A 24,205-nucleotide genomic window follows, 5' to 3' on the forward strand; every position below is an offset into this window, starting at 1 on the left:
ATCAAAATTTCTTCATTTATTCATATGTACCTTTGTAACTTCCTGTTATAATTTCTCCATCTGGCCGTATAAATTCAAATTCTAGATCTATTTCATCTACCGATATAGATTTGATATTTACAGAACTAGAAACGGCTATATTACGAACTCTCGGGTCATTATATCTTAGAATTGTATTTCCTGCAAGAATTGATAAATTCTCAAAATCTGCATTTTCACGTATCGAGTACTGGGGAACAGGTGTTATGGTTCCTTCTATTACGTTTGTTGCTTCATATGCAAAATAAAAATAATTTACACCTCCCCATTTTGGATTCGTTCTAGATGGGTCTACATTTGACAAAACTATAGCGATATTGGAAGGTTCATTATCAATAATATTAAAGTCTTTTATAAAAGCTTTATCTACAGAAAAAAATGAGCCTTTATAGTTAAATCCATTTTTAGTTTGATCTATAGGTTCAATGTCTTCATCTACAGAACAAGAGCTAAACAATACTGCTATCGAAAGAACTATAATTAATTTAAACTTATTCATTCGTTTTTAATTTATTCGATTTTTGTTATTAATAAGATTTTTTTCAGAATTATTTTTTTTTAATGACCTCATTCAACAACTATACTAGCTCTATTTTCCTTTAGACATATAATGCGTGGGTTGAGTAGCCCCTGATAACCTACTTTATTAATACCTGTAAAGTTAATAAGAAGAAGCAGATTATCAGCGCCCTCTTCATCAAACCACATTAGACATCTCGACCATTTCTTTTAAGGCTACACATCAGATCAATATCGACAGACAGATCGGACAGGTGTATAGGATTGTGGAGAAGCCCGGCATCTTTCTCATTCAGAATTGTCCTTGTTGCAAAATAGGAGAAAGCATACACTGGCATGTTTCGACAAACTGGGGCTAGCAGCTAACTGGTTTAACAAAATCAGTAAATTTTTATTCTACCAACGCAAAGAAAACAAATGAAGAAAACCATTCCCGATAGTAATCCTAATTCCCAACGCCGAGAACTGGTCCCTGAGCCTGTGGTCCCTGAGCGGAGTCGAAGGGTCGAAGGGAACATTGCATTCAGACTAGGCTTTTCAGGCCGCCAGAATGCTTGGTTATTGTCCTTCGTTATTTTTCGTCTCTTAGGCTTCTTAGAAGCTTGTTTGAATCTTGGCGATAGTCCCAAAAGGCGGAGACTATTATTTCTTCTCCGGTTATTTTGTAGTAGATACTGTAATTGCCCAGCGATGTAACCCTTATGCCGGCATGGTCCGCTTTTTTATAAATGTAGGGCGTTGCTGCAATTTCTGCCGTTTTTGCAGCCACATCCTTGATAAGTTTTTTGGAATAGGTGTTCGATTTGTTTCTTTTTACCCAATATTCGAGGATTCCGGCGAATTGGATGTCAGCTGTCCTAGTCCATCTTACAGGGTGTCGAGCCATTCTAGATTGCGTTTGTCCATGGCTTCTTGAGATATCAATCGGCCGTTTTTAATGTCGGTCTCGCTTATTTCAAGCATTTTTTTCTGCGCGGCGGTCAGTTCCACTATTTCACTATTGTTCGAGCTAGAAGAGACAAGTGTGTCGAGTGCTTCTAGAAATTCCTTGTTATTGATCCTCAATATTTTATCAATAAGTCCGGCACGTATTTTATCTACTGTTCCCATTATAAATTATTTGATAGTTAAGGTCGGAAATTTTCTCGGGTTTTCATAATATATGACTACGGCCGGGCAATGAGTCAGGTTCTATGTATTATTTAGATGGTGTTGCCAATTTTAAATAGTTCTTTCAAATATTATGATCGAAAGAGGTTCAAAACAATCATTTTACAATTGTACCATTTGATTTCTAGTAGGATTCAGTTCCGAAATTGTTATGGTGGATTTATCCTCATTCAGTTTCAGGCCCGTCCCGGAATCCTATTGCAAGTTGTAAAACTGATGATTACTGTATAAGCCAATCCCTTCACTCCATTTCTATTACAGAAATTTCAACACTACTACGGATTGGTTCGTCCCTGAACCAAACACCGCTATTCTGCCTCTAAGTTGATCTTATTGTGCGTTTCGCTTTGCATTTTGATCCAGATTCCCGAGTTCCGTAAATAAGCCTTCCTAAACCTCCCCAGATCCTATCTCGTGTTTACGGGAACATGGCATATTCCTTCCGCCAATATCCACTGGATCCACCAGTAAGCCACCTGTTAGTTACCCAACCTCTGGACGTCAGTATGGTCCCGATGGGCGGGACAAGTCGTGCTACCTCTTCCTACCTTACCGGTCTCCGTATCCAGTTTCCCGATAATCGGGACAGGCGCTGTTCGTTGAATCCAAGGTTTGCAGTTTCGCTTTTAGCATACCCTGAGGCTTCAGGGCTTCACTCCATGCTTTACAACATACGAGCTTGCGACTTGCTAATGCTTCGGGACATTGATACCCGCACATAAGGGACTTTCACCCTCTGGAATAATTTGGTATCTTCGATACCAGATGCCCATGCTGGGCACACACACTGCATTCAGACTAGGCTGATCCGGCCATCAGAATGCTTCGTTATTTTGTAGCGTTTTTATTTTCTTTTCCTCCAAATTATGTAATCTACCTTACAATTTTGAGGTTGCTCTTCAGTCAATCCAAGTTCATTGAGATTTTCCAACATTTCTTCAGTCATTGTAAAGTCACCTGTCAATTCGTAAAAAATGTTTGAACTGTCAGGGTATAAATATGTGTGTTGATGGTAATTTGTTGAATTTTTAAAATCGTTGTTTCGCTTTTCCCTGACTTCTTGATATGTGTCTCCCACTCGAACTCCGTATTGGTCAATTGCACTTGAACTTACTATTCTGATTTCTTCAAGTTTGAATTTATTGTCAGGAGCAAAATTCAAATAAGCAATAGGATTATCATCGTCCTTCAAAATATCAATATAGGTAAAATCAGGCCCATCTTGTTGGCCAATATTCGCTTCTACCCAATAAGGCTCGTAATAGCTTTTTAAAGGCATCAACATATTCTTTTCAGGGAAAGGAATTGAAAATGTGTCAAGCGAATTTTCAGAGATTACGATTTCACGATAATTGTTTGTCTGTCCAACTGTTTTCGTTTCAATTTGAGATTCTTCTGTTGGTTTTTTGCCAACCACTTTCTTGTCTTGACTGTTTGTCGAGCAACTTATTAGGCCAATCAGAAATATGTAGAGTAGAATTAGTTTCATGTCTTTTTTAATGCAGTAGTAGAGTAGCGTCTGATAGCCTACTTTTTTAATGTCTAAATGAATCACATCTGTTTTCTCTTCATATTTGAACAAACAAATAGCGACATTTAGAATTAACTACCTATAAATTCAGCCGAATTGGACTAAGCCAGTACTGAAAGTATCGATTCTATACTCGCTTCTCTAAAGTAGCGCCCCTTTCCAGATATTTATAATTTTGTTCACACTACAATCATAGGTACTATGGGCTCCTCCGACTTCTCTTGTCCCCTTGCTGAACTTCGCTATGCTTATATCAGCCAGTTTAAGGATGCCAACCTTTGAAACAAGAGATCTCCCACAGCCTGCCCTAATTCATCAGGGTTCCGTGATAACCCATCTATAACCACGTCACCCCTATGACTCCGGTAGACCATTGCACTTCACATTACTGTTAATCCATGCAATGTTCCAGGGTTTGAGACCGTCAAAATTCTCCCCATCTACAAATACACTTATCGAAGCTACTATGGGTTCACGCTTACGGGTTTTTGCTTGCACATTTGATCATACCGAGCTTCAGCGAAACCCTCACGGGTTTAACTGTCGGGAGCTCTTCTAAATGAACAGCAAATTATTTAGGTAGGATTTACACCTACTGGATCACCACAGCTTCGTGGCACACTAACGGTTGGTACATGTTGCGGAGCGGATTTCGGAGCGCGTCCCTGTCCTTCAGGACGGAACGATGATACGAGAACCGCAGATGCTAAACGCACCAACCCCGCTCGGAAATATGTACTTTGTTATGGCGTCGTAGTTTAATTTTGGTTCAGATTATTACTTTTTTAATTAATTGTTAGTCCTAATTTTTTCCCCAAACCTTCTTCAAATATTTTAAACAACGTTGATATTTGAATGTCAATTTTCCCATTTTCAAGTCGGGATATATAACTTTTTTTAGTTCCAGTTTTTTTTGCTAAATCATCTTGTGTGAGATGGGCTTTTTTTCTTTCTTCTTTTATCATTTCTCCAACAATAAAAGACTTTGCTTTCATCTCAAATTCATCACGTTTTTCTGTTCCCAGTTTTCCGTATTTGATTTCTAATAATTCATCAAAATTTGTGGCATCTTTTATTGTTTTCATTTTCCTTCTCCTTTTTTATTTTTAAAATAATCCTCTTTAATTTTTAATGCTTTTTCAATTTCTTTCTTTGGTGTTTTCTGACTTTTTTCTGAAATCCATTAAACAAAACAACAACCCGGCCAGCGTCAAAACAGCAAAATACACGATAAATGTCTGAACCAACTTTTATTCTTATTTCGTAAAGCCCATTGGTACTTTCAATATGTTTCAAAAATTTCTGAGGAATTAAATCCACGGTCTTAATAACTTTAAAAATATATTCTATTTTTTCTTGTACAGATGAATCAAGTGAAATGTAGAAATCAATAAAATACTTTTTATGAAATTTTATCTCGCGGGTCATCTTACAAAGTTAACAGGTTTGTAAACAATTTGGTTTAAATATTCAAGAAATATTTGAATGTTTTGGTTTTCTTTCACTATGCGCCATAACGACTAGCATCGAGTAGGCAAAGGGAATTTTCGCCCTAAGCTTCTCACAGAACCGTGCTTGAAAGTTTCCCTTCACACGGCTCTTGTTGTACAAATCTAAGCTATAATGTTTATTTGGGAGAAGTTTCAATGGTAAAACAAGGTGGGGTATTGACTCCGTACTCTTGCTAACCATTTGTAACCTTTCCTAATACTCGACAGCCAAATCGGTCAAGGGATGATAAAAGTGGTGGGAAATTCAGACCGAACTGTCCTTGTTGCAAAACGGGAGACAGCATACACTGCCCTATTTTGAACAACGGGTCCACCAGCCAACAGGTTTAATAAAATCAGAAAGCAAAATAAAAAGCGCCAGTTAGCTTAATGGGACAGGTTCGTGAACTTTTTAAAAATTTTGCCGCAACCTAAATCACCCAACAATTCCCCTCCAATTCCCATAGCAGAAAGCTGTCGAAGGCTGAGTCCAACATACGCTACAATGAACCGAAGCCTTACTTGGCATCATTGTAGCTAAATTGTTGGCATACGTAATTATTGTTTATACATATTCTTTAGAACTTCGATAACTTCTGCTAATATTTTTGATTTCTTAGAATAAGAACCATTTTCCAATTCATATTTCGAAACTAGATTTTCGATTACTAAAGACGTTATTCTTGAGCAAATGAATAATACCGTCGAAGATGATGATGAATTTTCATTTTTGTTGTTAATAGAAGAATTAAGCTGTCTAATACTTATGTATTCTGAATGAATATGATTAGAATAAAGAGAATGAGTTTTAGATAAATCTCCTAAATGTATTAAACTATATATTTCTTCTGGCTTTTTCAACCTCGCGTATCTTGGCTTTGTATACTTCGCTTTTTGTTTCTTCGATGCAATTTTATATTCTTTAATCTTTCTAAGAGTTCTTAATTCTGCAGCTAGCTCATCTCTCATTTTTTTGACTTGTTTCAAGTCTTTTGGATGATGGTTTGCCAATGAAATTTGTTGGTTTAATCCTTGAATTTTATAAACGCAAATTTTCAGATTATCTGGTATATCAAAATCGATAAAAAACAAATAACTTAAATTTACAAAAGTTTCAATTTGTAATCTTCCTACAGTGTATATAGCTGTTAGATCATTCATATTTAGGTCTACGCTACGGATATTAATTTTGAACCCTTTGGATATATTGACTAAGCTAGCGTTATGTTTAATTATTTGAATCAATAATTTCTCAAGAAGACCTGCATTATCGAAACCAACTTTGAAGTCATATAAGTCTTGTATACAATTTCCTAATAATGAATTCAACTCAAGCAGTATTTTTCTCTGATTGTCTAGTGACATATCATTTAATAGAAGTAAAGCTTTTATTCTGGAGCTCATTATAATTATGTTTGCGTAGAGTAGAGCCTGATAGCCTGTCTTATTTAATTACCTATAAAGATAATAATAAGCAGTAAACTATCAGCACAAGAGACCTCCCACAGACTGCCCTGATTGTTCAGGGTTCCGTGATAATCCATCTATAACCACGCCACCCCTATGACTCCGGTAGACCATTGCACTTCACATTACTGTTAATCCATGCAATGTTCCAGGGTTTGAGACCGTCAAAATTCTCCCCATCTACAAATACACTTATCGAAGCTACTATGGGTTCACGCTTACGGGTTTTTGCTTGCACATTTGATCATACCGAGCTTCAGCGAAACCCTCACGGGTTTAACTGTCGGGAGCTCTTCTAAATGAACAGCAAATTATTTAGGTAGGATTTACACCTACTGGATTACCACAGCTTCGTGGCACACCAACGACCAGCTAAAATGAGTATGCACCCCAGCTGCTAGAAGCATCTAGATTTCCTCCTTGCATCACCCTTTCAAATAGCTCAGTTCGCAAATTCATTTTAGTGTTTGTTAGTGACCGTTACTTTATTAAACCGTTTAGTTTTTTAAATGCTTTTTCAAATCGATCTAAAGTGTGGGCACTTATTTCACTTTCAAAATCCTTTAAGTTTTCCGTGAAGTATCGTGCAGGTCTATAATGGCTAAATTTTGATTTCCCTTTCATTGGATTAGATTCTAAATAGTTTTCGATTCTTACTAGAATTCGAGATTGGGTAGTATCCAAATCTGATAATTTCAAAGCCTTAGAAAGTTCTCCTTTGAATTCGGCATTAACCAGTTTGAGATATAGTCCTGAATCGAATAGGTCTTCAATATCGGCCTCATCTTGGTCTACAAAATCAGCGAAGGTTAGAACCTTCTTCTTATCTAGTAGCTTTCGTTTATATAGATTTTCGATTTTTTGAGCATCTCTTTTTTGAAAATCAATTAGAGTAGCCAAATTCAAATGATTCTGCGAACCAAGTAATGCAACAAAAGTTGATACTTTATCTGACCCACCTACTGGAGTAATAGTCCAATCTCCCGATAATCCAGTTTTACCATTTCGCTCCAAAATTCCTGAAATACATTGGATATAAATCAAATCACTAGTCCCCTCAACAATTAGGCAATTTGGACCAACAAATAAAGTTTGATGAATTTCGTATCCAAGAGCACCCTGCAAAGGAAATAATGAATCATCAGTTGCCTGAGAAAAATCGTTAATAACCTTTGTTCCGTCTTCTTCTTTTGGCAGTGCTTCATCGATATCAATCGATATATCTTGAACTATTCGTACCCGTTCAAAATGCGTTGAGTCAACCATGAATGGTGAATGAGTACTGTAGATTAGTTGATGAAACGGTTTGAGTTCCTCCTCAAAATATTTCAGTAAGTCTGACTGTGCCTTGGCATGAAGAAAAAGCCCAGGTTCATCTAGGAGAAGGATAACATTTTGATTTTCTTTTTTGATTTTTGAATACCAAGACAAAAAAGAAAAGAACCAAACAAATCCTTTTGATCTCGAACTTAGATTAGTCGTTACCCATCGCTTATTATCATAGACCCTAGCCCAAAGATTAGTACCACTGGTCATACCTTCTGGATCTCCATCTCTTCCCGGTCTTACATCAAATTTCATTTGTAGATGCTTATTTTGAGACCAATATTTTAAAACCTTTTTACTCAAATGATTTCCTGCACCTTCAATTTTATTCACAAGTTCTTGTGTTCTTTCTGGATTTAAAAGTTGGTTAACTTCAATCCTTGCAAGATTTAACAAGCCAAGCATTGGGTAATCAGAAGCCTTTAACTCTTCATCGTCCATTCGTTTAATAAGAGCTTCAATATTTTCTTGGCCAGCCAGTTGATAGTAACTATCAAAATAGAGGAATTGTGGAATGAATGGCTTGACATAATTAGTATAAATATAAAGGCGGAACCCATCTTTATTAACCTTACCAATAAATTTGATCAAATCCTCATCTTCTGACTTAGCCTCAAATTCCTCAATAGCTTCACTTGCATCTGAAAATGATTTTGATTCCTTTAACTGTTCCTTTAAATCTTTAGAACATGTTGCATTTTTTAAAGTAAATTTAAAGGCCTCTTCCTCATTAACTTCAAGCCAGTATTTCTTTGAATTCTCATATCCCTTTTTAAGAGTGAGCTTGTTGTTTTTTAAAGCTTTAGTTCCAAAATCATTGTTGATGTCCTCAAGTTCATCGTCAAGCACAAACGTTGTATCAATTACAATGGCGTGATCTCGTTCCCCTTGTTCTACGTCATATTGATAATCTTCAACATCAGTTCGTGGATAGTCATCTGTTATGTCAAAATCTGCTTCATTGGCTATTATTGGATTCAATTTGTATAGAGCCTGTAGTATTGAAGTCTTACCCGCTTCATTTTTTCCAACTAAACAAGTGATATCACCAATTTCGAAGAGATTGCTGTCTCTTACGCTTTGATATTCTTTGACTTTGACTTTAGATAATTTCATATTCTTTCGTTTTGGCGATGGTCACTAACGGCTTTGCATATACAGCGTGACCAGCTTTTGCTGGGCATGACTGTTATATGTTTTGTTGTGTGTCGTTCTCTTTTTCGGAGCTATTTAGATTTACAAGTGTTGAGGCAAAAGCAGGGCCTAAAATTTCCATGTTTGCATTCCAAAGTCTTAGCATAAGGTCAACACATATCGATTCAAACTTTTCTATTTCTTGATAATCCCTTGGTCTGATGTTTTGAAAATATTCTTTCTTGAGTTTGAATAAAGGGTCGTGCGCTGCTTTATTACGTATTTTTCTAAACCAATCGTATACTCTGTAATCCTCATCACTTAAAGCTCCTAATTCATTTAAGATTAAAATTTTGGTGGAGTATGGATAGCTTCTATTGTCTGATATTATTTTTTTATAGTTTTTGGTTTTAGCTTTAATTAATTCATTCATTAATAGTTCTAAATATCCATGGGCTATAAAAATTTGCAACCTATGGTGCCCTTTGTGCGACTGCAATTCTTGCATTACTTGAAGAATAAGATTATTCTCGATTCTTTTCTTTATCTGTTCTGGACTATTTAAGCCTTTTTCATTTTCGCTCATGATTCAATTTCTTCTTAATAACACACAACATCCGCCTAAAGCCCACAATGCACTTTATTCGCCTTACATCTTTCACTAAAACTAATGATTATTTAATGATAAAAAAATAAAACCCAGCCTTACCGGCATAAAACGTTCTGTTTTGGCTAGTTTATCACTATCAAAACCAAATTTATCTAAGCGTTTGTAAACGACTGTAAACGTTTAATAAACAGATAAGAACTTTATAAACCAATGGGTGAGTCCCAAACTAAGAGGTTGAGAGGGGTTTTGCGCACCTTTGCCTCCACCAAAGCTTATTATTCCTTATAAAGTAAAATGCATTCCCCCTAAAAAATGGAATCCATTACTTACTTGATCTTATTCAAGAGCTGATCAAAAATTGTGCGATCTACCTTAAATACTGTGCCATGCCTGGTGCCTTCCGGAAAACTGATTTTCTCAGAAATATCCGTCCAGTTTTTTAAATCTGAGGACATCACTGCTCCCATACTGTGTTCTGTATATTTATCGAAATAGACCACCCATTGATCACCAACTTTCGTAACCGTAGGACCTTCAGCCCAGTAATCCCCAGTAATGGGCTCGCCTGCATCCCCATAGCCGCTAGTAAGCGAATCACTTACAGCTATGCGAATATTCTTCTCCGCTGGCTCTCTGGTTTCGTCTTTTACAAAAAGGAAATACTCGTCTCCATCCTTCTGAATGGTGCCATCAATCACATTAAAGCCTGGCTCGTAAAACAGCTTCGTTTCTGAAAAGGTCTTGAAATCTTTTGTGGTTACATAATATTGCCTGTGGTTGTAACCATCGTCCTCTTTGGATTGTGTCTCAGGATAGAGACCTGTTATTGTGGTGGACCAATAGATAATATACAAGGCTGCTTCAGCATCATAATATACCTCTGGCGCCCAAGTATTGCGCGCTTCCGGCTCATGAGCCATCACTGGGATAAATTTTTGCTCAGACCAGTTGACCAGGTCCTTGGAATAGGCATAACCTAGCCCTTTCTCCTTCCAACTTACCGTCCAAACCATATGGAACAAACCATCTCCACCTTTTATGATGCATGGATCCCTCATTAATTTATCCCCTCCAACCATCGGTGTAAGTAAAGAACCTCCTTCATTCAAGGCTTCAAAGGTGAAACCATCTGTAGAATAAGCCAGGTGCAGCCCATCTTCACCATTTCCGGTGAAATAAGAAAAAAGATAGACCTCTTCTTCTTCTTTTTCTTCTTTGACTCCTGTTTTACAGGAATAAAACATTAGGACGACCATTAATAACATCCATCCGGAAAGCTTTCTGAAACCCATAGCATTAAAATTTACCCCTAAGATAGCAACACATAGCTTAGAAATACAACACTTTCCAATTCATCATTTACCCATTAAACATAGAAAGCTACTTTACCTTTTTTCAGCTGGGTTGGTTTATGCTTTATAACTAAAAACACTATACCCAAAACCAGCTCCGCAATTCACTTCTATCAATATAAACAGCTGACTAGTAGCACATATCTTTTGGTTAAAACCTGTAACTAAATGGGTATGTGCTACAAAACCACAAACCCAAATTAGAATGCTAAATAACCAGTTCTCGCAAAACAATATTTCAATTTGTTAAAAAAAACTATGCTTAAACAATATAAATTTGTTTGGACACCTTAATAAAACACATTAGAATCTATTTTATTAAATTATTTTATTTTATTATCAATAAATAACTATTTTTTATTTGTATTTTTTTATTTTCAAATATCATTAAACCCAAAAATTATGAAAAGAAATTTTATTAAAACTAACAAATACCAAATACTGGCATTTGTTTTCTCTCTTTTCTTATTCACCGGCCACACAATGGCTCAAGAAAGCAGAACGATTAATGGCTTGATCAAATCGCAAGAGGACCAAGAATTGATTCCTGGTGCATCTGTTTTGATCAAAGGGACAACTAGAGGTACTGTCACAGATATTGATGGCAGGTTTAGTTTGGAAGTAAGTAATGGTGAAATTCTCGTAGCCAGCTTTATTGGATATGAAAAAAAGGAGATCACCGTTGAGGCAGGAATGAACACCCTAGAAATTATACTTGGTTATTCATTTGCAGACTTGTCAGAAGTGGTAGTCGTAGGATACGGTACGCAAAAAAAATCTGACCTAACGGGAGCGGTAGGTTCAGTAAGCAGCGAGGCCCTCGAGGAGCGACCTTCAGCCTCTCTAAATCAAGCCTTGTCGGGAAGAATTCAGGGTGTAAATGTATCTGTTAATTCTGGGAGACCGGGAGGACGCGCTAATATCAGGATCCGAGGAAATACCTCTGTAAGTATTGCCAATGATCCCCTGTACGTTATTGACGGTGTCATCATACATGCGGCCGGTTTGGCCAACGGAAGCACCCCAATCGATTACCTCAACCCCAATGACATTGCTTCGGTGGAAGTGCTAAAAGATGCCTCCGCAACAGCCATATATGGAGCTAGAGGAGCCAATGGTGTGATTCTAGTAACCACAAAAAGGGGGAGTAACAAAGGGGGAATGATCACTTTTGACACCGATGTAAGTGTAGGCGTTTTACCAAAGAAAATACCCTTGTTAAATGCCGAAGAGTTTCTAATGGTAGAGGATATCGCTTACCAAAACGCCCAAAAATACGACCCTACAGGTTGGGCAAACGGCATCTACACGGATCCCAAATTAAAAAGAACCAACCCACTACTGTTTGATGCAAATAGAAATCCTCTTCATGACACTGATTGGCAAGATGAATCTTTTCGAAAAGCTGTCACTCAAAACTACCAATTGGGCTTAACAGGAGGAAATGAAAAAGACTCCTATGGCATCTATGTCAATCACAGGAATGAGGAAGGCTTAATGCGTGAATCTTACCTAAAAAGGTATGCCGGTAGATTTGTCTTTGACAGTCAAATAAAACCTTGGCTAAAGGTAGGAGGCAGCCTTAGTTATACCGATCAGAAAGAAAGCCAAGTAGACCCACTAGGTGCCGGAGGTATTATTGCTATGCGACAAGTATTGGAAGCACTCCCCATTATTCCGGTTCGCTACAATGATGGTAGCTGGGCAGGAAATGAAGACTATCCAGGAATGGAAGGTGGAAACAACCCCTTACACGTAGCAAACGAGCGGGTATACATCGTAAACACCCAAACCATGCTTGGAAACATTTATGCCAATTTCAACTTGGCAGAAGGGCTTGAACTTCGTTCCGTCCTAGCAAGCAATATAATCAATCAGAGGGTAGATTATTATGGAGGAAGAACCCTTAACTACATAGCCAAAAATCAGCGGGGTGATGCTTCGGTAATGAATGATCGCTTAAACTCCTGGCAATTTGAAAACTACCTTACCTACAATAAAGACATTGATGAAAACCAATCTATCAATGCACTCTTAGGGATTTCTTGGCAACATGTAGACCGTTTCAATAGTACCGCTAGGTCTCAAGATTTCCAAGACGATTATTTTATGTTCAACAACCTAGGGGCAGGAGCCAATGTATTTCAGACCCTATCGGGAACTTCTGCTTACGGTTTAAACTCTTATTTTGGCAGGTTTAATTATAACCTTAAAGAAAAATACCTGGTAACCTTTACCGGTAGAATTGATGGCTCATCAAAATTTGGCGAAGCCAACAGGTATGCGGTTTTTCCCTCTGCCGCTCTGGCCTGGAGAATTTCTGAAGAAGACTTTCTCAAAGACCACCAAACCGTTTCTAACTTAAAACTACGGGCTAGTTATGGTGTGACCGGGAATTCTGAAATAGCCGCCTACCAGGCTTTAGCAGGAATGGGTAATTATACCGTCATATTTAATGACTCCAGAAGCATAGGATTGGGTGTCAATCGACTTTCAAACCCCGACCTTAGGTGGGAGAAAACCTTCCAAACTGATGTAGGATTGGAATTGGGTCTATTAAACAACCGACTTACTTTTGAACTTGACTTTTACAGAAAAATAACTGAAGACATGCTCCTTAACGCTCCTGTCCCTTCAAGCAGCGGGTACAGTCTCGTCACAAGAAATATAGGCAGCATGGAAAACAAAGGGGTCGAATTTGCTTTGAATTCTGTTAACATGGTGAACAAAGATTTCAAATGGGATACGCATTTCAATATCTCAATAAACAAAAACAAAGTATTGGAATTAACTGGTGGGGCTGATATATTTTCAGGATCTACAGTTATTAGAGAAGGCGAGCCAGTAAGTTCATTTTTCGGGTTTGTACACCAAGGGACCTGGGATATAGCTGAAGCGGACTTGGCCGCTCAGTACCTTAAGTTACCTGGTGATATTAAATATGAAGATGTCAATGGTGATGGAGCCATTAATGACAACGATCGGGTCATTATAGGCCAGGGAATTCCCAAGGGATTTGGTACGTTGATGAATACCTTTCAATACAAAAACCTTGAATTGATGGTAGACCTACAATTTAACTACGGCAATAAAGTTTTATGGAGAAGTAAACATTCAGCAGAAGACCGTCAGGGAATCGCCAATAGTTTCAAAACTGTTTTAAATGCCTGGACCCCAGACAACCAGAACACAAACATTGCGCAACTGAGACCATTAACTGCAGGATACAATACATTTAACGATTCTGACAGAACCCAAGATGGATCATTTTTAAGAGGAAGAAATTTACTCCTCGCTTATACTTTTGAACCTACACTGATTCAAAAGCTTAAGCTAAGTAGGTTAAGGGCCTACGTTTCCGTTCAAAACTTTTTCCTGAGCACCAAATACCAAGGCTATGATCCAGAAGTTTCTACCTCTGGATCTCCGTTTGACCAAGGGGTGGACTTGTATGCCTACCCTAAACCAAGGGTATTTATGCTAGGATTAAACATTGCCCTTTAAATAGTTTCACTTGAATATTTGAATGATATGAAAAAGAATATAAATAAAATAAGTCGTGTGCTACTTATTAGCTTGCTAATGATCACCACATGGGGATGCAATGAATTCCTCGATGAAACAGACAAATCAAACTTTACCTTAGAAAATTACTTTACCCGTCCGGAACATGCTACAAGTGTGGTAAACTCAATCTATGAAAGCCTCAGACCGGTGATGGAATCTGGGTTTGGGGGTGGCCCCTGGATGATGCTTGAATTTTCCACAGGGCTGGCCAACACAGAACTTGGACAGGCTCAAAACAGCTTATTTGTTAGAAGTTTAATTAACAATTCAGACAATGGCTATGGCCAAACCTATTGGACGAGTTATTATAGGGGAATAGCTAACGCAAATCTGGCGATAGAAAAAATTCCAGAAATAGAAATGGACAATACCGCCCAAAGCAAACTTCTCGGAGAAGCCAGGTTTTTGAGGGCTTATTATTACTTCAACCTGATAAGGATCTTCGGTAATATCCCTCTAATCACCACTCCTATAGATCTAACAAGTCCAGAACTGTATCCAGAAGTGGCTTCCACTTCTGCTGTATACGACCAAATAGTAGCTGACCTTGAAGTAGCAGAAAATGCTGGCTTACCTTGGAGAGAATACAGCGGAAGGGTTTCACTTGGAGCAGTCAAAACTTTGATGGCAAGTGTATACCTTACCATGGCTGGCTATCCATTGCAAGCAGGTGATCAATACTATCAATTGGCAGCCGAGAAGGCAAATGATGTCATTCAATCCGGCACTTTTGATTTATTTGCTGATTATGATAAACTTCATTCTGTCGAAGACAAAAACCAAGGGGAGCATATCTTTATGGTACAATATGCGGCATTCACTATCCCTTCTTCCTGGCAAGTTTCCATCATTCCTTACAATCGTGGCATTTCTGCTTATAGTGCAGAGACCGGCGGAATCTTCTCCAACCAGGAGTTTGTCGACGCTTTTGAAGATGGAGACAAAAGAGCTGACGAAAAGACATTCTTCTATACAGCATACAGCCTGGAATCCGACCGAAGCACCATCAAAGAACTGGGAGATTATTATATCTGGAAGCATTTTGATGAAGAGGCGCAACTTAACTCTACCAGTAGTGGCATGAACTGGCCTGTTTTTCGATTCGCTGAGGTATTACTCATCTATGCTGAAGCTATGAATGAGGTCAATGGCCCAACAGACGCCACCTATGAAGCCATCAACAAAATCCGAGACAGAGCGGAATTGCCCGCACTTGAAAACCTTAGCCAGCAAGAATTTAGAGAAGCTGTATGGCGAGAAAAGTGGGTGGAAATGTGCTTTGAAAACAAGACCTGGTTTGACATGGTAAGGCTGCGCAAAGCCTGGAATGTTACCACCGGAGAATTTGAGGACTATGTTGGTCATCAATTCACCTATGGACCCACAGTAAAAGAAAGAGAATTACTCTTTCCAATACCTACAGCAGAAATAAGAAACAATGATAAATTGAGCCAAAACCAAGGATATTAACTACCTTATCAGATTCAATAATCAAGTAATAAAAGGGGTAAACAGGAGATCAGTCATCCTTTTACTCCTTTTATCCATTTTTACTAATATCTATTTGAATAAAGGAAGGATTGTTCCGAACAATTTTATTACTTTAATTCTTGAATTAACACCTAAAATAAATGAATACTAAAAACCAATTTGACAATAAAGGCTTCAAAGTTGCTGCCTTATTTATTTTCACCATTATAATGTCAGCAAGTTTGGCATTGGCTCAGGGGGATAAACTTCTGTTACAATTTAAAGGAGAAAATGGCGCTGGGCAAAGCAAAAACATCGTCCTAATAAGTGGTGATGACGAATACAGATCTGAAGAAGGCTTGCCTATGTTGGCAAAAATGCTTTCCAAGCACCATGGTTTCAATACAACTGTTCTTTTTGCCATCAATCCTGAAAACAACGAAGTTGTCCCTAATTACAAAACCAATATCCCAGGCATGGAGCATCTTCAGGAGGCGGACCTTGTCATCATCTTGATGCGATTTAGAGAACTTCCCGACGAACAAATGAAGCATTTTGACAATTACCTGAAGTCAGGAAAACCTTTGATTGCTTTGCGTACTTCTACGCATGCCTTTAATTACAGTAAGGACAGCAAAAGCCCTTATGCCAAATACCATTGGCAAAGCAATGTGCCCGGATGGGAGAAAGGATTTGGTAAGAAAATATTGGGTGAAACCTGGGTGGCACATCACGGCCACCATGCCGTAGAAGGCACTAGAGCTCTTTTGGACGGAATTCAGGTTTCTGCCAAAAACCCAATTTTGAATGGAGTAACCGACATATGGGCTGCTTCAGATGTGTACACAGTTAACGGTATTGGTGAAGATGCTGAGGTTTTGATCCATGGCGCATCCACTTCCGGAATGAATGCTGAGGCAGCTATCAACTGGAAAAAATCATTAATGCCTGTCGTATGGACCAAGTCCTACCAAATAGAAGGTGGGAAAAAAGGAAAAGTATTTGCCAGCACACTGGGTGCTTCCATTGACTTGCAAAGTGAGGACTTACGCCGATTAATTGTGAACGCGAGTTATTGGGGACTTAATATGGAAAACAAAATACCTGAAAAAGCCAATGTGGATATTGTTGGAGATTATGCGCCCACCATGTTTGGTTTTGACAATTTCCGACGTGGAATGAAAGTCACTGATTTCGAATAATTTTCAAAGCATAAATAACAATAGATAATGAATAAGATTGGATTTAATGTCTTGGCTTGGTCAGCTGCAGTTTCTGACGAATTAAAGCCTATTATCGAAAGACTAAAAACCATTGGCTACGACGGAGTGGAGTTTTTTGTAGGAGCACCGGATGAAAAAGCTTACAAAGAAATTGGCGATTTCACGCAAGGGCTAGGACTAGAAAGCAGTACCGTTTTCGTAATGGGCCCGGATGAAAACCCTATCGATCCCGATCCAAAAGTAAGGGCCAAAGCCCTTGACAAAATGAAATGGACAATTGATCGTTCTCATGATTTGGGCGCAAAAATTATTTGTGGTCCTTTTCACTCTGCCTTTTCTACTTTTGCCCAGAGATCTCCAACAGAGGATGAATACAGCAGAAGTGCTGAAATCCTATACCAAGCTGGTGAATATGCCAAGCAAGCCGGTATAATACTTACACCGGAAGCCTTGAATCGATTTGAATGTTACCTGTGTAACACCATGGATCAGTTGTTGCATTTGATTACCAAGACGAATCATCCCAACGTTCAGGCCATGTTTGACACCCATCATGCCAATATTGAAGAAAAGAATCTGGGAGATGCCATAAGGAAAATTGCTCCGGTATTGGGCCATGTGCATATCAGCGAAAATGACAGGGGAACACCCGGTTCTGGTCATGTTCCTTGGGATGACACCTTCGCAACCCTGGCTGAGATAAAGTTTAAAGGATGGCTTACCATAGAAGGTTTTACCCGAAATGACCCAGATTTTGCCAATTCGATTGGCGTATGGAGGGATTTTTCCGAGCCTTGGGAAATGGCTGAAAACGGTTACAAATTCATTAAATCCATGGGAGAGAAACATGGGCTTTAAGCCTTTTCCCCTTATATTATTTTGCACTAAAAAAAACAATAACCAAAAACCCCGATATTATGTCTGAACTACCCTTTCGCTTTGGCGCAGAAGTGTACACTTGGTTTATGAGTAGCAATGGAGAAACCTACAAGGGCCAGCTAGGCCATATGATAGAAGTGATCTCTGAGGCAGGATTTACTGGCATCCAGCCAATTTTTACCTGGATGGGTCCACTGGCAGATGCCGACCAGCTAGAAGCAAAGTTAAAAGAACAAAACATTTCATTGGCAGCAGTAGCTTTGGCATTGGACTGGAACGGCAGCAAAGAAACTGAGGAGGAAAAAAAGATTGCTGATGAAGCCATCAAATTGTTGTCCCGTTTTCCAGGGTCGGTACTATGCACCGTACAGATTCCTACAGGAAGGCATGAACTTATTCAGCGGAGAAAAAACCTGGTAGACATAGTAAACACCGTATCTGCCAGGGCAAAAGACCAAGGAGTCACCAGCAGCTTTCATCCCAATTCCCCACACAGTTCCATTACAAGGACAGAAGAAGATTATAAAGTCATTCTCGAATCTTTGGACCCTAAAGTTACCGGTTGGTGTCCTGATGTGGGACATATAATCAATGCAGGCATGGATCCTTTGGCTAAGATGAAGGAATACCAATCCCTGATCAACCATGTCCATTATAAAGATTGGGATGGAAATCCTGAATTCACCTTGATGGGAAATGGCAAAGTGGAACTTACAAGCATTACCCAATGGCTTAAAGATGAAAAGTTTGACGGCTGGATCATTTGTGAAGATGAAGGCCAGGAGGCTTTAAAAGATCCTGATTTCGTAACCCTTCACGATGGAAAATGGGTTCATGAATCGCTAGTTCCAAACTTGAAATAGCCCATGCCTACCGTTAAAACCAATGGAATAAACCTCTATTATGAGGAACATGGACAAGGAGATCCTTTACTACTCATCATGGGCATAACTGCCCCGGGAGCAGTATGGGAGAAACACCTGGAACATTGGAAAAAATCATTCAGGTGCATCCTCGTAGACAACCGCGGTGTGGGGCTTTCGGACAAACCAGCTGGCCCCTACAGTTCTGCTCAGATGGCAGATGACTGTGCAGAATTATTGACACATCTTGGTTTGGAAAAAGTAAGGGTGGCAGGAGTATCCATGGGAAGTATCATAGCCCAAGAACTTGCTATCCGACACCCTAACCTAGTCAAGTCAATGGTGCTGATGTGCCCTTGGGCTAGATGTGACAATACCGCTAAGGATATCTTTAAGCACATGGTAGACATCAAGGCCAGGTTAAAACCTGAAGAATTTAGCCGTTATATTCAATTGCTGATTTTTTCGAAAGCTTCCTTTGACGATGAAGCCACCTATAAAGGCATGCTTGAAGACCGAGAAAATGCCAAAAATGACAGTAATCCACAACCACTTATTGGCCTAGAAGGGCAAGCTGCAGCCTGTATCCATCACAATACCCTTGAGCAGCTGCATGAGATAAAGCAAGCTGTGCTGGTAATTGGGGGGGAAGAAGACAAATTCACACCAGTCTGGATGACCAAAGAAGTTGCGAACGCCCTTCCAAATTCAGATTTATACATCTACCCTGGGAGTGGGCATGCTTTCCATTGGGAAAACATTGAAGACTTCAATCCTAGGATAAACCAATGGCTTATAGCACATTAATTTAAATAGGCACGACCAATTTTATAATACATTGGTCGTGTTTTTTTGTGACTAAATCGCCTATTTTTTGATAAGAAAGAATATTTTATTATATTAACAAATACCCTACGTTACCTATAATAAGCTAATCTTCACCCAAATGAAATTCTTCATTCCTACTGAAAAGCTATTTAAAGCTTTTTTAGTGGCAATATTCTTGTTGCTACTTTTAAATTTCTTAAGCATCTTCCTAGCTATAAATCATGATGGAAGTAATACTTTAGAATCTTTTATTATTCGGCTTTTTGATTTTAATCAAGAAGCAAATATCCCTTCATTCTTCTCTTCGTTGCAGTTTTTGACCGCGTCCATTTTATTGTTGGTCATCACAATTTATAAGAAAACAAGTGGTAAAAAATACATTGGTTGGCTTGGCATGACGCTATTATTCTTTCTTTTAATGGTGGACGAAGCAGTTTCTATTCATGAATTTTTACTCGGCTTTTTAGTAGAAAAATACAATTCCTCCACCTTATTCTATTATGTTTCTCTATTTGCCTTTGGTTTGGTTTTACTAGGAATAGTACTTATATATATCCCTTTCTTTAATCATCTGAATAGAAAATTGCTTTTCTCTATGCTCCTATCTGCTGGGGTATTCTTACTTGGCGCCATTGTGTTTGAAACCATTGGAAATAATACCCTTGACACCGATGGACTAAGCTTTGGTTATAGACTAATATACACAATTGAGGAAACACTAGAAATGCTTGGATTGGCAATATTTATCAACACCCTAAATTGGTATGTTGCAATCAAAATGCAAAAAATATCCGTAGTCCTCACCCTTTAAAACTAAAAGCCAATCAAATTTTCGTAAAAACTTTAAGGACATCTATTATTTCGATTATTAGAAAACTGGACAGTACAGGATGGTTGTCTTCGATAAACAACTATCTTTAGTGTATGAATCTAACCCTTAATATCGCACTTTTATTGGCAGGATTGAGCAATGATCCCAAGCCCATTACTTTTGAAAAACAATTCATAGCCATGGAGACTGCTGAATCAGCAGGAGTCTTTGATGTAGATGGAGATGGGCAACTCGATATTGTCTCAGGAAGCTATTGGTACAAAGGCCCTGAATTTACCAAAAGACAATTGATTGGCCAGGTAAAGCGAGTTAGCGAATACTTTGATGATTTCTCAACTATCCCTATGGATGTCAATGGGGATGGAAAAATAGACTATGTCACAGGAGGCTGGTTTGGACAGACACTGTATTGGGTAGAAAACCCAGGGAGCAATAAAGAGTGGGCTGTACATGAAATAACAAAACCTGGCAATGTGGAAACTACGCGTGCCTGGGATGTTGACAATGATGGACATCTGGATATCGTCCCCAATACACCCAATCAACCACTTGCCTATTACAGCTTGGTTCGCGATGCCGAAGGCAAAGGAACTGGAGAATTTGAAAAACATCCTGTGACAGAAAAGCATGGGCATGGTCTAGGATTTGGGGATATAAATGGAGATGGTAGAGGCGACTTTATCATTCCAGAAGGTTGGTTAGAAGCACCTCAGGACCTAAAAAACGGAAAATGGAAACTCCATGACACTTTTAAACTGGGAGGCGCCAGTGTACCAATTGTCGTTGTGGATGTAAACAAAGACGGTTTAAATGACCTTATTGTTGGCCAAGGACATGATTATGGCTTGCACTGGTACGAGCAGGCAAAAGAGGGAGAAAGCATCTCTTTTATAAAACATGCCATAGATCCCTACCAATCTCAATACCATACCATGGAATGGGTAGACATAGACAATGATGGCGAAATGGAACTCGTAACCGGCAAACGCTACCGTGCACACAATGGCAATGACCCTGGAGGGAATGATAATTTGGGGATGTATTATTTTAAATGGAATGGAGAATCTTTCTCTAAGAACGTAATTGACTATGGTCCATTTGGAGATGGAAAAGGCGCAGGCCTGTACTTTTCTGTTGCCGATTTAAATGGCAATGGCTTGAAGGACATAGTGGTGGCCGGCAAGGATGGTTTGGTTGTATTTCACAACAAAGGAAGTCGTTAACAACTACCCAATTTAACCTGGATGTTAATAATAGGTGTTTGAAAAATAACTTTTAATTAATAGGCTGCAACTATCCTTGGTCAGGGCAATCTCTATATTTGATTTTCATTCCGGAGGGGCAATAGTACAGTTAATATTTCCCCTCCCAGGTATTTTAAACAAACGATAGCTCATGAAGAAATTAATTGCCTTTTGCTGGGCCCTAAGCCTCAGCTTTGGCCTTTTGGCCCAAAACAATGTGGTTGGTTATGTCTACGAAGACAGCAATCAAAATGGTAAAAAAGAACGGCGGGAAAAAGGCATCGCAGACGTTGCCGTCAGCAATGGAAAAGAAGTGGTCCTTACAGACAGTAAAGGGAAATACGATCTTCCATTAGGAATGGATAATATTATTTTTGTGGTTAAGCCGAGCGGATACAAAATTCCCTTAGGAGAAAATCAGTTACCAGATTTTTATTACAATCACAAACCAGAAGGCTCCCCTGAGCTTCAATACAAAGGCACAGCGCCTACGGGGAAATTACCAAAAACTTTGAATTTTGCCCTTTACGAAAGTGACGAGCCTGATAATTTCACGGCCATGGTATTCGGAGACCCGCAACCTTATAACACAACGGAACTGGATCAATTTGCCAAAGGTGTTGTTGACAAGGCAAAACATGAAAGCAATATTAGCTTTGGTATTAGCCTGGGTGACCTGGCAGGTGATGACCTGGATTTACACCCTCCCTATGTGGAGATCCTGAAAAAAACCAGTTGGCATTGGCACAATGTAATGGGCAACCATGACATGAACTATGACGCCAGCAAAGATGAGCATTCCGACGAGTCCTTCGAACGAGTATTTGGACCTGCTTCCTACTCCTTCAACCATTCAAATGCCCACTTTATCATTTTGGACGACATACTTTACCCAGACCCAAGAGATGGCAAAGGGTATTGGGGTGGCTTCACAAAAACCCAGCTGGCGTTTATTGAAAATGACCTAAAGCATGTCCCAAAAGACAAATTAATCGTGCTGTCTTTTCATATCCCCTTCTTACACATCAATGAAAATGGTTTCAGGAACAGTGACCGCCAAAGGATCTTTGACTTACTAAAGGACTATGACAACGTTTTGGCCCTTTCAGCCCATACCCATTTGCAACGCCATAATTTTTACACCGAAGAAGATGGCTGGAAAGGTAGCAATCCATTTCATGAGTACAATGCAGGAACCACCTCTGGAGACTGGTATTCCGGTAAAATCAATGCAGATGGTGTACCTGTTTCCACCATGCGTGATGGCACCCCAAAAGGCTATGCGCTATTGCACATAGAAGGCAACCAATACAAAATCGATTATCAGGTAATCGGAGAATCAAAAGAACACCAGATTAAGATCTTTAATCCCAAGGTAGTGGCCAACAATAGAGGTACTGGCTCAGGCATCTTTGCTAACTTCTATATGGGTGATAAGAACGACCTGGTAGAATATAAAATAGACAATGGCCCATGGAATAAAATGGCTTGGGTAGAAGCCCCAGACCCATCCTATTCAGCCACAGTAATGGAATGGGACCTGATGGAGAAATTAGAACCTGGAAGGAGACCATCCAACCCCGTAAATGTCACCCACCTTTGGAGAGGCAGTATAGATACCAAATTGCCAGTAGGCAAACATACCATTACCGTGAGGGCAAAGGACATGTTTGGGCGGATTTTTACAGAAACAAGCGAATACACCGTTGCTGAGCCAGTGGCTTATTAAGCTTTATTAGAATTTCTCACTATTTAAATGGTGGCTAAGATGCTAGAGGTTTAACTCTTGCACTTGGTCACCATTTTTTTTAGCATTAGATAAACTTTCAGTTCCTGAAAACTGTAATGGTAATCTTTTCATTTTGCATCACCTATTGTTCTGATTAGGCAAAAAAGCACTCTTCTAACCTTGAAACTATTGAATCTATTAAAAACCCATTAGAGTAGTAATTCAATCAAATGGGTAATATTCATCAAGAAACTTATTGCCAAACTAGCAACCTATCGAAATAGAAGGCTGTAACGATTGAATTGAAAAATATTCCAAAAAGAGTATATTTGACTTATGATGATTCGTGATGAAATACTAAAGAATCAAAAAGTTTTTATGAATGGTTGCAAAAATCATAATGTGAAATATTTATATGCATTTGGTTCATCTACGACTGATAGTTTTGACTTTCAGAAGAGCGATATTGACTTACTTGTCGAAATTGATAACCCTGACCCAATGGAAAGGGGTGAAACACTTATTTCTCTTTGGGACAAACTTGAGGACATTTTTCATAGAAAAGTAGACTTATTGACTGAATCTTCAATTAAAAATCCTTACCTAAAGAAGAGTATTGACTCAACCAAGGTGCTAATTTATGACATAGAGAAGTCAAAAATATTTTGCTGACGTAGCTTAAGCCATTGAACTGATTTATCAATTTGTTGAATCGGTTGAAAATTATTCGGAATACTCAAGTGATTTGAAGACTCAGAGTGCTGTAGAAAGGCAATTAGGAATAATTGGAGAGGCCATAAACAAATTTGATGCTATTCATCCTGAAATATCATTGGAAAATGCCAGGAAAATAGTGGGTTTCAGGAATTGAATAATTCACGCCTACGACTCAGTTGACAACTCAATAATTTGGGTAATTGTCAAGAGGCACC

The 24,205-nt window shown here is 38.8% G+C and carries 21 protein-coding genes; 11 read left to right on the forward strand and 10 right to left on the reverse strand.

The annotated features are described in order from the left end of the window. Positions 1-16 precede the first annotated feature (16 nt). The 3 genes from AAC073_RS07005 to AAC073_RS07015 form a co-directional block, all read right to left on the reverse strand. The gene (locus AAC073_RS07005; RefSeq protein WP_339923129.1) at positions 17-538 is read right to left on the reverse strand and encodes a hypothetical protein; all 522 of its coding nucleotides are present in this window, start codon (positions 536-538) and stop codon (positions 17-19) included. 591 nt (positions 539-1,129) lie between these two features. After that, complete coding sequence (locus AAC073_RS07010; protein ID WP_339923130.1) at positions 1,130-1,444, reverse strand: type II toxin-antitoxin system RelE/ParE family toxin; 315 nt, start codon at positions 1,442-1,444, stop codon at positions 1,130-1,132. Continuing rightward, positions 1,426-1,668: a hypothetical protein gene (locus AAC073_RS07015; RefSeq protein WP_339923131.1), complete on the reverse strand. Its 243-nt coding sequence runs from the start codon at positions 1,666-1,668 to the stop codon at positions 1,426-1,428. The genes AAC073_RS07010 and AAC073_RS07015 overlap by 19 nt, the downstream gene beginning before the upstream one ends. 488 nt (positions 1,669-2,156) lie before the next feature. Here AAC073_RS07015 and AAC073_RS07020 point away from each other — a divergent pair, with 488 nt between their 5' ends. Beyond that, positions 2,157-2,450, forward strand: coding sequence for a hypothetical protein (locus AAC073_RS07020; RefSeq protein ID WP_339923132.1), 294 nt, complete (start codon positions 2,157-2,159; stop codon positions 2,448-2,450). 122 nt (positions 2,451-2,572) lie between these two features. On the opposite strand, the gene AAC073_RS07025 is transcribed toward AAC073_RS07020, so the two are convergent. The 7 genes from AAC073_RS07025 to AAC073_RS07055 all read right to left on the reverse strand — a co-directional run bounded on the left by AAC073_RS07025 (position 2,573) and on the right by AAC073_RS07055 (position 10,542). Then, positions 2,573-3,310: a hypothetical protein gene (locus tag AAC073_RS07025; RefSeq protein WP_339923133.1), complete on the reverse strand. Its 738-nt coding sequence runs from the start codon at positions 3,308-3,310 to the stop codon at positions 2,573-2,575. Between the two features lie 734 nt (positions 3,311-4,044). Beyond that, complete coding sequence (locus AAC073_RS07030; protein WP_339923134.1) at positions 4,045-4,344, reverse strand: helix-turn-helix transcriptional regulator; 300 nt, start codon at positions 4,342-4,344, stop codon at positions 4,045-4,047. Positions 4,345-4,387: 43 nt separating this feature from the next. Then, positions 4,388-4,687, reverse strand: coding sequence for a type II toxin-antitoxin system RelE/ParE family toxin (locus tag AAC073_RS07035; protein ID WP_339923135.1), 300 nt, complete (start codon positions 4,685-4,687; stop codon positions 4,388-4,390). Between the two features lie 620 nt (positions 4,688-5,307). After that, positions 5,308-6,153, reverse strand: a complete 846-nt coding sequence (locus AAC073_RS07040; RefSeq protein WP_339923136.1) for a hypothetical protein — start codon at positions 6,151-6,153, stop codon at positions 5,308-5,310. Positions 6,154-6,696: 543 nt separating this feature from the next. Continuing rightward, positions 6,697-8,658, reverse strand: a complete 1,962-nt coding sequence (locus AAC073_RS07045) for an AAA family ATPase (RefSeq protein WP_339923137.1) — start codon at positions 8,656-8,658, stop codon at positions 6,697-6,699. 73 nt (positions 8,659-8,731) lie between these two features. Further along, positions 8,732-9,262 (reverse strand): hypothetical protein, encoded by a 531-nt coding sequence (locus tag AAC073_RS07050; protein ID WP_339923138.1) that lies wholly within the window; start codon positions 9,260-9,262, stop codon positions 8,732-8,734. Positions 9,263-9,612: 350 nt separating this feature from the next. Then, positions 9,613-10,542 carry a glycoside hydrolase family 43 protein gene (locus AAC073_RS07055; protein WP_339923189.1) on the reverse strand — a complete coding sequence of 310 codons (930 nt, stop codon included), beginning with the start codon at positions 10,540-10,542 and terminating at the stop codon, positions 9,613-9,615. Positions 10,543-11,040: 498 nt separating this feature from the next. On the opposite strand from AAC073_RS07055, the gene AAC073_RS07060 reads away from it, so the two are divergent. The 10 genes from AAC073_RS07060 (at position 11,041) to AAC073_RS07105 (ending at position 23,945) form a co-directional block, all read left to right on the forward strand. Continuing rightward, positions 11,041-14,142: a TonB-dependent receptor gene (locus AAC073_RS07060; RefSeq protein WP_339923139.1), complete on the forward strand. Its 3,102-nt coding sequence runs from the start codon at positions 11,041-11,043 to the stop codon at positions 14,140-14,142. A gap of 27 nt (positions 14,143-14,169) precedes the next feature. Continuing rightward, positions 14,170-15,675, forward strand: a complete 1,506-nt coding sequence (locus AAC073_RS07065; RefSeq protein WP_339923140.1) for a RagB/SusD family nutrient uptake outer membrane protein — start codon at positions 14,170-14,172, stop codon at positions 15,673-15,675. A gap of 161 nt (positions 15,676-15,836) precedes the next feature. Then, positions 15,837-16,877, forward strand: coding sequence for a ThuA domain-containing protein (locus tag AAC073_RS07070; RefSeq protein ID WP_339923141.1), 1,041 nt, complete (start codon positions 15,837-15,839; stop codon positions 16,875-16,877). 27 nt (positions 16,878-16,904) lie between these two features. Continuing rightward, positions 16,905-17,756 carry a sugar phosphate isomerase/epimerase family protein gene (locus AAC073_RS07075; RefSeq protein WP_339923142.1) on the forward strand — a complete coding sequence of 284 codons (852 nt, stop codon included), beginning with the start codon at positions 16,905-16,907 and terminating at the stop codon, positions 17,754-17,756. Between the two features lie 59 nt (positions 17,757-17,815). Then, a complete protein-coding gene (locus AAC073_RS07080; RefSeq protein WP_339923143.1) occupies positions 17,816-18,640 on the forward strand; it encodes a sugar phosphate isomerase/epimerase family protein in 825 nt (274 codons plus the stop codon). 3 nt (positions 18,641-18,643) lie between these two features. Then, positions 18,644-19,447 carry an alpha/beta hydrolase gene (locus tag AAC073_RS07085; protein ID WP_339923144.1) on the forward strand — a complete coding sequence of 268 codons (804 nt, stop codon included), beginning with the start codon at positions 18,644-18,646 and terminating at the stop codon, positions 19,445-19,447. A gap of 139 nt (positions 19,448-19,586) precedes the next feature. Further along, complete coding sequence (locus AAC073_RS07090; protein WP_339923145.1) at positions 19,587-20,279, forward strand: hypothetical protein; 693 nt, start codon at positions 19,587-19,589, stop codon at positions 20,277-20,279. A 113-nt stretch (positions 20,280-20,392) separates the two neighbouring features. Beyond that, a complete protein-coding gene (locus AAC073_RS07095; protein WP_339923146.1) occupies positions 20,393-21,523 on the forward strand; it encodes a VCBS repeat-containing protein in 1,131 nt (376 codons plus the stop codon). Positions 21,524-21,695: 172 nt separating this feature from the next. After that, entirely contained in the window at positions 21,696-23,273 is a 1,578-nt protein-coding gene (locus AAC073_RS07100) for a calcineurin-like phosphoesterase family protein (protein ID WP_339923147.1), read from the forward strand. 402 nt (positions 23,274-23,675) lie between these two features. Beyond that, positions 23,676-23,945 (forward strand): nucleotidyltransferase domain-containing protein, encoded by a 270-nt coding sequence (locus AAC073_RS07105; protein WP_339923148.1) that lies wholly within the window; start codon positions 23,676-23,678, stop codon positions 23,943-23,945. Positions 23,946-24,205: the final 260 nt, after the last annotated feature.

Origin of the sequence: uncultured Cyclobacterium sp., assembly GCF_963977555.1 — a bacterium.
Lineage (GTDB): Bacteria > Bacteroidota > Bacteroidia > Cytophagales > Cyclobacteriaceae > Cyclobacterium.